Annotated in this window: 8 protein-coding genes; 5 read left to right on the forward strand and 3 right to left on the reverse strand. The window is 49.2% G+C overall.

Annotated elements, in window-relative coordinates; translation table 11 throughout:
- Window positions 1–123 precede the first annotated feature (123 nt).
- Genes MJZ25_15850 through MJZ25_15860 form a run of 3 tightly spaced genes read right to left on the reverse strand, consistent with a single transcriptional unit; the run spans window position 124 to window position 2,245 of the window.
- Window positions 124–1,458: a hemolysin family protein gene (locus MJZ25_15850; protein ID MCQ2125647.1), complete on the reverse strand. Its 1,335-nt coding sequence runs from the start codon at window positions 1,456–1,458 to the stop codon at window positions 124–126.
- The gene (gene ybeY / locus MJZ25_15855; GenBank protein MCQ2125648.1) at window positions 1,458–1,961 is read right to left on the reverse strand and encodes an rRNA maturation RNase YbeY; all 504 of its coding nucleotides are present in this window, start codon (window positions 1,959–1,961) and stop codon (window positions 1,458–1,460) included. The genes MJZ25_15850 and ybeY overlap by 1 nt, the downstream gene beginning before the upstream one ends.
- Window positions 1,961–2,245: a hypothetical protein gene (locus MJZ25_15860; GenBank protein ID MCQ2125649.1), complete on the reverse strand. Its 285-nt coding sequence runs from the start codon at window positions 2,243–2,245 to the stop codon at window positions 1,961–1,963. The genes ybeY and MJZ25_15860 overlap by 1 nt, the downstream gene beginning before the upstream one ends.
- Before the next feature lie 117 nt (window positions 2,246–2,362).
- Here MJZ25_15860 and MJZ25_15865 point away from each other — a divergent pair, with 117 nt between their 5' ends.
- The 5 genes from MJZ25_15865 to hemH all read left to right on the forward strand — a co-directional run bounded on the left by MJZ25_15865 (window position 2,363) and on the right by hemH (window position 11,718).
- On the forward strand, window positions 2,363–4,252 hold the full coding sequence (locus MJZ25_15865; GenBank protein ID MCQ2125650.1) for a FecR family protein: 1,890 nt from the start codon (window positions 2,363–2,365) through the stop codon (window positions 4,250–4,252).
- Complete coding sequence (locus MJZ25_15870) at window positions 4,252–7,674, forward strand: right-handed parallel beta-helix repeat-containing protein (protein ID MCQ2125651.1); 3,423 nt, start codon at window positions 4,252–4,254, stop codon at window positions 7,672–7,674. Before MJZ25_15865 ends, MJZ25_15870 begins: the two co-directional genes overlap by 1 nt.
- Before the next feature lie 21 nt (window positions 7,675–7,695).
- Window positions 7,696–9,363, forward strand: a complete 1,668-nt coding sequence (locus MJZ25_15875) for an NAD(P)-binding protein (GenBank protein ID MCQ2125652.1) — start codon at window positions 7,696–7,698, stop codon at window positions 9,361–9,363.
- An 81-nt stretch (window positions 9,364–9,444) separates the two neighbouring features.
- Window positions 9,445–10,650, forward strand: a complete 1,206-nt coding sequence (locus MJZ25_15880; GenBank protein MCQ2125653.1) for an RluA family pseudouridine synthase — start codon at window positions 9,445–9,447, stop codon at window positions 10,648–10,650.
- Between the two features lie 36 nt (window positions 10,651–10,686).
- Window positions 10,687–11,718 (forward strand): ferrochelatase, encoded by a 1,032-nt coding sequence (gene hemH / locus MJZ25_15885; GenBank protein ID MCQ2125654.1) that lies wholly within the window; start codon window positions 10,687–10,689, stop codon window positions 11,716–11,718.
- The last annotated feature ends 155 nt before the right edge of the window (window positions 11,719–11,873 follow it).

The following is an 11,873-nucleotide window of genomic DNA, read 5'->3' on the forward strand; positions in this document are numbered from 1 at the left end:
GAAGGCTTTTACGGAACTACCGGCCTAGCCGGTAGTTTTCAGTTATACAAAAAAAGTCCCGCCAAAAGCGGGACTTTTTCAAACGTCATCACCTGTTGCGAAACTCAGGAAACTTCGCGAAACCTAGGTCACCTTGAAGGTCTGGGTGCGGGGCGGGTTCTTCGGCTTAGCCTTACCGGGCTGAATCATAAGAACCTTCTCCATACGGGTACCATCCATTTTGAGGACGCGGAAGGTGTAGCCCTTGATGACCACTTCTGCGCCAGGAGACGGAATAATACCGAGGGTTGCCTGAATCAATCCGGACAAAGTTTCCACGTGGGAATTTTCCGGAGCTTCCAGTTCTACACCCAGTTCATATTCCAGGTCAGACAAAGTCATCAGCGGATCCAGAATGTAGCGGCCATCCTTAAGGCGCTGCACATCTTCGTCTTCATCCACGTCGTCTTCGTCGCGAATTTCACCAACGATTTCTTCCAGAATATCTTCCAAGGTCACCAGACCTGCAGTTCCACCGTATTCATCAACAACAATGGCAAGCTGGTTACCAGTCTTACGGAGGTCTGTGAGAAGATCATCAATCTTCTTGTGGTACGGAACGAAAACCGGCGGCATCACAATTTTCATGATGTCAAAAGGTTCGTCACGATGTTCCGTGTACCATTCCAAAAAGTCTCTGTTGGATAGGATACCCACAATGTTGTCCACCGTTTCCTTGTATACCGGCAAACGGGAATGACGTTCCGTATTCAAAACCTTCACCAGGTCTTCCAGGGCGGTATCCACATCAATAGCGCACATGTCCACACGGGGCGTCATGATTTCGCGAACCGGAGTTTCCACGAAATCAAAGATGTTCAGGATCATCTGGCGTTCTTCCTTTTCCAGACCTTCGCCATCTTCGCCGTTATCATCGGAAAGATCTGCCTGAACAGCGTCGCGACGTTCTTCCGGAAGGAAGCTGAGCTTGGAATCGTAGCCCATGCCCTTCAAGGTCTTCACAAACACCAAGTGGCAAATCTTCGCAGGAATTGCAAAGGGCAGGCGGATCCAGCGGAACAGCGGAATCAACACCACTGCCAAGGTATCCGGCTTAAGGTTGCCCAGCAAGTTTGCGGAGAAAACCGTCAAGGTATAAATGACGATGCATGCCACCACGATGTAGGCGGCAAAAGCCAGAGCCCAGTATTCCTGAACCCATGCCCAGGGAATCATTTCAAACAGATAGAAACCGAGAACACCACTTCCCACGTTGCAGAAAATTCTGCCAATGGAAATGGTTTCATTAAAACCATCGATTTCTACGAGAGAAGCAACCTTTTCTTCTCGGCCTTCACGGTCCTTGGCGTCACGCTTTGAATAGATGGCGCTGAAGGATGCCTTGACCAACGAAAAGCAAAAGGAAGTAAAGAGAAAGAGTACTAAGAAGGCTAACGCCCAACTTTCAGAGGATTCCATTAGTCTTTCTCCTTATAGGGATCAAGACCCAGGAATTCACATTCGCGGGCACGCATCACCTTGCGATCTGCAGCCTTGATATGGTCATAACCGGAAAGGTGCAGCAGGCCATGAACAATGACGCGTTTCATTTCGGCATAGAAAGTATTGCCGTATTCCGGAGCCTGGCGCTTCACCTGGTCGCGGGCGATGTAGATTTCACCCAGCATTTCATCGGCACCAGGGATTTCTTCGTGCCATTCAAAGGAGAGAACGTCGGTCACCTTGTCCAGGCCACGATAGTTCTTGTTCATTTCACGGACGAACTCGTCGGAGCAGAGGACGATGTTCACATCCTTTTCCTTGCCTTCTTCGGCAAGGAGTTCGCGAGCCATCTTTTCGAACTTGTCCTTATACGGGAAAGCCTCGATTTCCCCCTCGCAGAGGAATTCGATATTGTACTTGGGAGCGGCCTTCTTTACAGTTTTCTTGGAGGCCTTGTTTTTACTACTAGCAGGGTCCATTAAATATTGTACCACTTTTTGAGGACATCGATAATTGCTTCAGCCTGAGCCTTTCCAGTAATCTTGAACTTGCCCTGGGCCTTGAACATACCGTTCATCTTGCGATAACGACGGAGAGAAACCTTGGGTTCGCCGAAATCACCAGTCTTGGGATCCTTTTCCTGGTAGAGGAACATGACGGTAGGCCATGCACCCTTGGAGAGGATTTCCTTGTCCAGTTCCTTGATTACGTCTTCGCCAGATTCTTCATCGCTAAAAGCAACGGTCAATTCTTCTACGTCCATAATACATCCATTTTTGGAAATGTTATCTTTTTCTTACTTAGACCGGTTACGCCCGTCCAAGCTATCCTAAATAATAAATATATTTTACATAGTTTGGTTTTTCCTAGATGAGGCAATATGTCCTTTTCGCGCTTTTTTAGACTTTTCAGCATTGTTCTTGCCACTTTAGTAGCCTATTCTTTCGCTGCAAAAACAACTTATGGCAAGGTTCGTTCCCGAATTGGCGATGTCGGGCTACAAAAACCAAATACAAGTGAATGGGTCGAACCTCATGTAGGTACCAAGGTTCACGAAGGGGATTTGCTCAGAACCATGATGGAATCCCAGGTCATTGTGGGCCTCCCCGACGGAAGTTCAATCTCCATCGAAGAAAACTCCATCGTTTCCATGTCCGAACTCATCTCCGAAGACGGAAAAAACATTTCTACCACAGATATTAAGAAAGGTAAAGTTCGTTTCGACGTTCAAAAGCAGGCTAACAAGGAAAGTTCCATCAAATTCAAGACCGGAACTGCCGTGGCAGCCATTCGCGGAACCGAAGGTATCATCGGACAATCCCGTAACGGCAAGCTGATTGCAACCCTCCGCACAGGCCAGCTGGAAATTTCCACAGGAAACAAGGCTACTATAATCAATGGTGGCCAAACCGCAGTGCCCAAGGGTGAAGATCTTATGGTCCTGGACCTCGTCTCCTCTGGTACAACAGACTTTTTCGATGAATTGGACGAAATCCTTAGCGATTCTACCATAAGCGCCGATTCCCTGGGCAAAGTGATTTCCGAGAAGGATTCCCTCCTCACCCACATGAAGGACGCATTGAAGGGTAAGGTCAAGTGTGACTTTGCTCCGCTCCCAGACAAGGTGGCCGACACACTGGTTGTGGTCAAGGGAAAATGCGCCGCAGCCGATACCGTAGAAATTGCCGGTGAAAAACAGGCTTCCAACGGCAACGAAATGGAATTCAAGCCTACCTGGGATGTTGGCGCTATTGGCGAAAAGAAGTTCGCCGTAACTTGCCAAATTGGAAAGCTTCGTATTCACTGCGGTCAGCTAAACACTTTCTACGTAGGAAAGGCAAAGGAAGAAGAAACTATTGATTCCACCCTCCGCGCTCCCCTCCTCACCGTCGCAACCCAGTCCCCCATTTCCGTAAGCAACCCGGCAGCATTCACCATTGAAGGTTCTTTCAATACCGGCGACCCGGCAGCAACTTTGTTCGTAAAGATGGGAGCATACACCTCCCCCAACCTTGTACCGCTGAGCGCAAACGGTTCGTTCACCCATACGGTCAACGTCTCCGAAAAGAAGGGCAACTGGAACGAAAAGAGCGTTTCCGTGGAATATAATTCCAGCAAGCTTGGATCAAAGACAATCACCCTGGATCTTGACGTAGACAAGACAAGCAAATTGGTCAATACAGAAAAGCCATTCCTTACAGTAAAATCCGCAGACTCCCTGAAGTGCTACGCAAAGCTGACCTTAAATAACAGCAAGGGCGATGAAGTCATTTACAAGTCAATTTTCGATGATGAAACCACCATCGAAAGCATGCACTACAAGGGCAACGCCTCCATTAGGCAGGAACTGACTAGCGGCGTCCACAAGTACACCTTCACTGCAGAAGACCAGGCCGGAAACATCCATCAGGTGACAAAGACTTTGGGATGCTTCCCTCCGAGAAAGCACACCCTTGAAATCACCGGAGGAAACACTTATGAACGAATTCGTTCTCCTAAACCTCCTCAGGGATACCAAAGCAATTCCATCTATAGAAACCTGACGTTCAAAATTACAAACATTCCGAATAACGATCCCCGTTATATCAAGATGATTACCATTTCTCAAAAGGGAAAGAACAAGGTAATCTTGCGTCCCACGGATTTCCAGTCGAACATCTTCGACCATCAAGTAGAACTTCCCTACAACGCAAAGACGGATATCACAATCAAGGTGATTATGAAGAACGGTTCCATCCTGTCTGCAACAAAAACTTACGAGGTTAGATAATGAAAGCTCCTTTTTATCTTTCCGCCATCGCCCTTACCGCAAGCTTAACGGTCGCCCAGGACGAAGTTTCTGTTCCGCAGGAAGCCTTCGTCCCCGTGGCCACTCCCGTAGCAGAATCCGCTGCTGACGCAGTTGCCGAAGCAGCCGCACCTGCTGTTGAAACAGCAAGCGATTCCGTTGCTGCGCCTTCCGCTGAAACCGCAGCCGAACCTACCGCAGAACAAGTTGCAGAGACTGCCGAACCTGTCGCAGAACAGCCTGCAGAACCCGCTACTGAACAAGTGGTTGAAGCCAATGTGGCTGAAACTAATGTGACGGAAGCAAAAGAAGTTGTCGCAAACGAGGCAGCAACGAAACTCTCCGGCAACCTCCAGGGTTTCTTGAAAGCAGACGCGTCCCCCTATTCAATTGAGTCCAACGTCTTTGTTGAAAAGAACGCTGTTCTCGTTATTGAACCGGGCGTTGTCCTTCAGTTTGCTCCAGGCGCAGGCCTCTATGTGGAAGGCCAGTTGGTCATTGCAGGCACAGGTCTGCACAAGGTTACCTTGGAGCCTTACGGCGAATCCAAAAACGCAAACTGGAAGGGCGTATTCATTTCTTCCGACAAGGAAAATGAAATCAGAAATGCGGCTGTTTCTGGCGCAGAAAATGGAATCGTTGTGGAAAACGGCCGCCTTTCTATGCAGTCTTCTTCCGTAAGCAAGACCACTAGCCGTGGCATTTACGCCAAGAATTCCAAGCTTGACATCAGCGACTGTACCTTCGAAGAAAACCAGGGCGTTGCACTTCATGTTTCCAACTACTCTGTTGCAGACATCCAGCGAACCTCTTTTACAAAGAACAACGTGGCCTTGGAAAACGATCTGTTGGCACAAACCGATGTAGGTTCCAGCAAGTTCGAAAACAACAGTTACGGCATTCTGGACATGGGCAACAGCCTGCTTACCTTCGACAATACAAAGGTAAACAAGAATAAGAACGGAGCCGCGTCCAAGGAAATTCTAGACAACTCCGTATTGGAAAGCGTTGACGCAAACGAAACCAACTTCAGTTCCGACTATCAGGCCATTGCATCTGTTCTTCCTCCAAATCCTGAAATTCCTGGCGTTACAAGCCGCAGTGTAAATCCTAACGACCAGATTATTAACATTACCAAAGCCAACGAATCCGCAACAGCAGCAAACACAGAAAAGAAATCCTGGTCTGTTATCGGAAACGTCATGCTGGGCGACTACTATCACAAAGTTCTAACCAGACATAACCACAAGAAAGAAAGTGTGGTAGCCTACAACGACACCATTAAACCTGGCGAACGCTATAAGAACCTTTTCCAAACGCCCGGATTCGGCACTGAAATCAGCACCTACTTGCTGATGCAATTGCCCAACGGCGGAACACTTGAATTTGATGCAAATCTGACATCCGATTCCTGGAATCACATTGCACCGAATCCCATTTCTCTTACCTACACCGACAAGTACAACAAGGCTATCCTCGGTGACTTCCAGAAAATCAACGGTGACATTTACATGTCCGCCCTCCCCGTCTTTGGTGCTGACTACACTCTTTCATTGCTGAAAAACAACGGCGACCAGCCTATGTTTGAAATCGAGGCCATGATCGGTGAAGCCCAAAGATCACTTGTTCCTGGCGAACGTCATCCGGACATGTACAACAACCTCATTGAATATGGCGAAGCCCAGGCACAAAGACAAGTTGTTGGCGGTTCCGTGAAATGGTCTCCTGTCCGCCGCTTTGATGCAAAGTTCGGCGTCCTCTACGCCAACGATGAAATTGAAGATCCCTTCTTCCGTAAGGGAACAAAGGCTACCAATATCACTAGTGAGCCCTTGCAAGAATCCTTTACCATGTACGCCGATGGTAACTGGCTGTTCTATCCTGGGGATATCGAATTGAATGGTCAGGTTGCTATCGGCCGAGCAGACACTGCAGAAGTTTTCGTAGAACGAGCTATCAACCAGGTTTTCCAGGAAGCAGGCGTCAACTACGCCACATACAACGACATCCGTCAATTGATGGCTAACGAAACAGAAATCAATCGTTTGACCTCCGCAGAACTGGAAGAAATCTTTGGTGACAACACCACCATGACCAGAAGCCAAATGAGAGATTCCTTGAAGACTCTCATTAAAAATGCCAAGAAGGCAAGAAAAGATGCTGCTGATGCAAGCGATGACGAAAAGGTCCTTGGCATGCGTTGGAGCGGCCAGAATCTTGCCGTTGGAGCATCCCTGTTCTGGAACATCAACAAGACAACTATCGCAGGTCATTTGAAATACGTGGGCGAAAACTACTTCAGTGCAGGTTCTGCGGATCTGTTGGCTGACACCCGCGAATTCGGTGGCAATATCGAACAAATTATTTCCAAGTTCTGGACATTGAATTTCGGTTACCAGATTAATGTTGAAAACGCAGCTTCAGAAGACAAGGCAAACATTTTTGGCCTTGGCGAAGGAACCACCTTGGGATTCTTTGGCAGTGCATCTGACAGCTGGAAGAAAGAACACGAACTGGACAATGACCGAGCCAAGTATATCCAGAACTTCAATCTTTCCAACAAGGTCAAGATCAATGAAAACGTTGACGTAAACGTGGCCTACAATCTTGAATATAGAACTCAGTACCGTCCCTTCAGAATCCACGGGGTGTTTGCTCTCAGTGAAGAAATTTATAAGGACAGCTGGTTCAAGAAACGCAAGGGAAAGGAAACCCTCACCATTTATCACGATGGCGACAGCACCAAGGTAGATAAGGATCGTTGGCAGGAATATATGGAAATGTCAACGGAGCCCTATTTGGGTTCCGAATTCCAGGAACGAATTTTCAAGCACTCCTTGAAAGGCGACGTTTCTGTGAGAAAGCTCAAATCCCTCTTCAAGGTTGGAGGAGCATGGGTTCTTCGTACAGACCACTCCAAGTTCCACAACGACAGTTTGATGAAGAAGTTTGATTTCTCCAACAAGACTTGGGGCAAGATGGGTTACTATTTCGAAGGCGCCGACTACTTTGAACAAAGTTACCCCATTTCCATAACATCTACCTTGCCTAGCCTCCAGAACAAGATTGCTGTAACGCCTCGTTTCAAGAGTTACGAACGCGACGACATGTTTGAAACCGAAGTCGCTGTTGAAGACGAAATCGAAGTACCTCTCATGAACCGCTTTATGGTTCTTGGTGCCAACGGAACATTCAGATACCTGACCACCAGTTGGAAACAAAACGGAGAAAAATCCGGTGAAGATGAAATTGACGTATTGGGCAATGTAAACCTGCTCATTAACCACACCAAGCGTTTGAACACCGAATGGTATGCTGGCGCAGCAATGTACTACCGCCCAGACAACCTGTTCAACGAATATAAGGATATCTTCGGCGGAGTTCGCGTCAATTACGCTTTCTAATGTTTTCTACATTTGAGCGTAATGTTTACCTACCGCTACAGAGAATTAGCAGTTGCACTCCGCAAAAAGGGTGAATACCGGGCAGCCCTTGCCCGGGAACTTCGCGTTCATGAAGAAGAAATTTTCAATCTCGAAGTAGAACGTTTTTCTCTGGATAGCCGTAGGAAGGGTGATCCGCACTGGTCCTACAATGTGGTTTTCGACTTGAAGCGTCAGGTTCGTGCCACAGGCAACCACGCAAAAGGCTTGATTGAATCCAAGCGTGAAAAAGAATCCCTGGAAGACGATCCCCAGCGAAGCTCTGTGCCTGTTGCTGGTCACGTTGATGTAGTTGGCGCAGGCCCCTCCGGATTGTGGGCAGCACTGCATCTTCTGCGCAAAGGTTTTTCTGTAGATCTTTACGAGCAGGGAAAGCAGGTTGAAGAACGATTCCGCGACATCCGTCGATTCTTTATGGACCGCAACTATAACGCCTACAGCAACGTCCTTTTTGGTGAAGGTGGCGCAGGCGCATTCAGTGACGGAAAACTGAACACCCGCAGCAGAAATCTTTTTTCTGACCAAGTCCTGAGGGACATGACTACCTTCGGCGTAGACGAAAGCGTAGTCACTTTCGCAAAGCCCCACATTGGTACGGACCGTTTGGTCCTGATGCTCCGTCAGCTCCGCGCAGAAATTGTACGACTGGGCGGCAAGATTCATTTCAGCACCATGCTGGAAGATATTGAAATCAAGAGCGGTCGCATTTGCGCCATCAAGTTACGCGACGTTTCCCGCCGCAACCTGGGTGAAGTTCCTTCTGCCGACTTTGCAGAAATTTGCCCCAGCCATTGGCAGCCTTGCGAAGCCTTGGTTCTTGCCGTAGGCCATTCCGCACGTGGCATTTATGAAATGCTCCATGCCCGCGGTGTCACTCTGGAAAGCAAAGCTTTTGCCATGGGCGTCCGTGTGGAACACCCTCAGATGCTCATCAATGTTCGTCAGCTGGGTCCCAATGTGGATACGAAACTGACAGGCGCCGCAGAATATTTCCTTGCAACGCCTACACTGAACAAAACCTCCAGCGCCTACAGTTTCTGTATGTGCCCCGGTGGTGTCCTAGTGCCTTGCGCCTCGGAACCCGGCACCCTCGCCACCAACGGCATGAGCTACAGCAGCCGTAACGGCAAGATCGCAAACGGCGCAATCGCTGTCCCCATTACCGCAGGCGCAGAAGGTTTTGACATCAAGACCGCAGGCACCCTCTTTGGTGGTCTGGACCTGCAGCGTAAAATTGAATCCGATGCCTACGCCGTAGGTGGCAAGAACTACGCCGCCCCCGCACAGACCATCAAGAACTTTTTGGCCAAGCGCGTCGACAAGAATTTACCCAAGTCCACCTATCCTTGCGGCCTCGTAGCTAGCAACATGTGGGATTGGATGGACAAGACCATCTGCAAGAGTCTGGCAGAAGGTTTCCAGAATTTTGACCGCAAGATTCCGGGCTTTATCGAAGAAGGCCTCATCGTGGCTCCCGAAACCCGCACCAGTTCACCGCTCCGCATTACCCGTAATAACGAGACTATGGAAAGCGTGAACACCAAGGGTCTTTTCGTCCTTGGGGAAGGTGCCGGATACACTGGCGGCATCGTCACCAGCGCCGCCGACGGCATCCGCCTAGCCCACTACGCAAAAAGAAGTAAACAGTAGACAGTGGTTAGTAGACAGTAGAAAGGAATTCACCATCCACTAATCACCAATCACTAACCATTAATCACTAACCACTAAAACATGATAACTCGTCAGATTGACCGCAACTTCGCAAATATGCGCCTCGACCGATTCCTCCGTAAGGCATTCCCCGAAGAATCCTTGTCCGTTTTCTTTGCAGTAATCCGCAAGAAGAAAGTCCGCGTCAACGGTGTCGTTGCCAAGGCCAACCTGATGCTTCAGGAAGGCGACCTGGTAAACATCTACGAAAATTTCAAGAGTGTTGCCGAAGACGAAAAGGATATGAGCCGCGCACAGTCTGCCCAGATGAAGGCCGACATTGAAGCCGCTTACCAAGCATCTCAAGAATCCGGGGCTTCAAGCCTCGAACCTGGAGCCTCGAGCCTCGAGCCTCAAAACATTATTTCCTTCCCCGGTACGGCACCCGCCCGCGACAAGTCCGCAGTCACAGGTTTCGCCAAAAAGAAGTCCACTTGGGGCAAGACCATGTCTGGCGCAGAAAAGCAGTCCAACTGGGGCGCCAAGGAATTGGATATCGTTATCCAGACCGAAGACTACCTTGTGGTGAACAAGCCCTCCGGTTTGGCAAGCCAGCCCGGCTCCGGATGCAAGCCCGGCGAAAGCCTGGTGGAATACCTGTGGGAATGGGGCCGCCAGGAACAGCTAGACTTTAAACCCACCATCGCCCACCGCTTGGACCAGGAAACTTCCGGCATGCTGCTGGTGGCACTCCACGGCGACACCCTCCGTGACCTTACCCGCATGATCCGCGAACACGAGGTAGACAAGTACTACTACGCCCTGGTCAAGGGCAACCTGGACAAGGACCGCGGCACCATCAACGAAAAGCTTACCCGCACCGATGCCGCCAAGGGCAGCAAGATGAAGGTTGGCGTCGAAGACAAGGATGCAAAGGAAGCCATTACCCATTACCGCGTGAAGCAGCATTACATCGGTTATGACTTGGTAAAGATCAAGTTGGAAACCGGCCGTATGCACCAGATCCGCGCACATTTCGCAAGCATCGGCCATCCCCTGCTGGGCGACTCCCGCTATGGCGATTTCGCCTTGAACCGCGAAGTCAAAAAGGAGCTGGGGCTGCACCGCCTTTTCCTTCACAGCTGTCGCTTGGAATTTGACTGGAAAGGCGAAAAGAAAGTTCTAGATTGCCCCCTGCCCAAGGAACTGCAGGCTGTCATCGACCAGCTAAAACGCAAGCCCTACGAGCGCCAGGAAAACAACTTCCAGCGCAGCCGTCGCCGATAATATTTCAACTTCAACTCTATTACATATAACGTATTTATGTCTACTGGTCTTCTTCTTGTTCAATTAGGATCCCCTGCAAGCCTCGATATCAACGATATTGAAACCTACCTCCACCGATACCTCGGGGATTGGCATACCATGGGCAAGAAAAGTTTTTTCTGGCAATTGCTTTTAAAGCACATCATCCTTCCGAAAGCCAAGTACACCAGCTACGGCAAGTACTCCAGGATGTTTGCCCGTAACAATTTTACCGAAATGCCCTTGGTCACTTACTCCAGGGAATTTCTTGCAGCCGTCCGCAAAGAATTTGCCAATTCTGAAGCTGTAAAACAGAATAGGATTGCTAACTACAGTTCTATCAGCCTTGCTTATCAGTTCGGATGCAAGCCCTCCATCGAAGATACTCTCAAGCAATTCGAGGAAGAAGGCATAGACACAGTTCACGTTCTCCCCCTGTATCCTCAAAGGGCCGGCGTCACCACCCAATCCGCCATTGACAGCGTCTTGGAATGCGCCAAGAAAATCCAGTTCAAGGGAAACATTCTTGTTGCAAACGGATTTTGCCAAAATCCGGCCTGGGTCCGAGAAGTAGCAAAAACCATCAGCGAGCAAATTGAACCTGAAGACACCTTGGTTATTTCCTGCCATTCCATCCAAAGTTGGCGAGTGAAAAAAGCTGGAGACCCGTACCAGATGGACTGCGAACAAAGTGTACGAGACATTAGTGCAAAGCTTCGCGAACTTGTTGGAGACAAGTTCCAGGGTGAAGCCCTTGCAGTTTACCAGAGCAGATACCGCAGCGGAAAGGTTCCCTCCAGAAAGTGGCTGGGGCCCTCCCTGGTAGAAACGGTCCAGCACCTGGGCGCCCAGAAAAAGCCCATCATCGTTGTCACTCCGGTCTTTACCGCAGACAACCTGGAAACCATTTCCGAGGTCGATGACGAAATCGCAGAAGTCTACTACAAGGCCGGCGGCCCCCGCCTCAAGCGTGTGCCGTGCCTAGATGCAAGACCCAGCTGGATTACCGCCTTCGTGGAAGAAATCCTACCTGCACTGAAATTCGTCTAAATTCAAGAGACCTTCAAGAAAAGGTTTTCCTCTGTTTTTCTATATTTCGCACCGATTTAAAGTCGGTGCTTTTCTTTTTGGAAAGTTCCGTAAAAAGGATTAAAAAATGAAAGTTTCTTTAAGTTGGCTGAAGCGTCATGTGGATCTGCCGGAAT

It is taken from the genome of Fibrobacter sp. (genome assembly GCA_024399065.1).
GTDB lineage: Bacteria > Fibrobacterota > Fibrobacteria > Fibrobacterales > Fibrobacteraceae > Fibrobacter.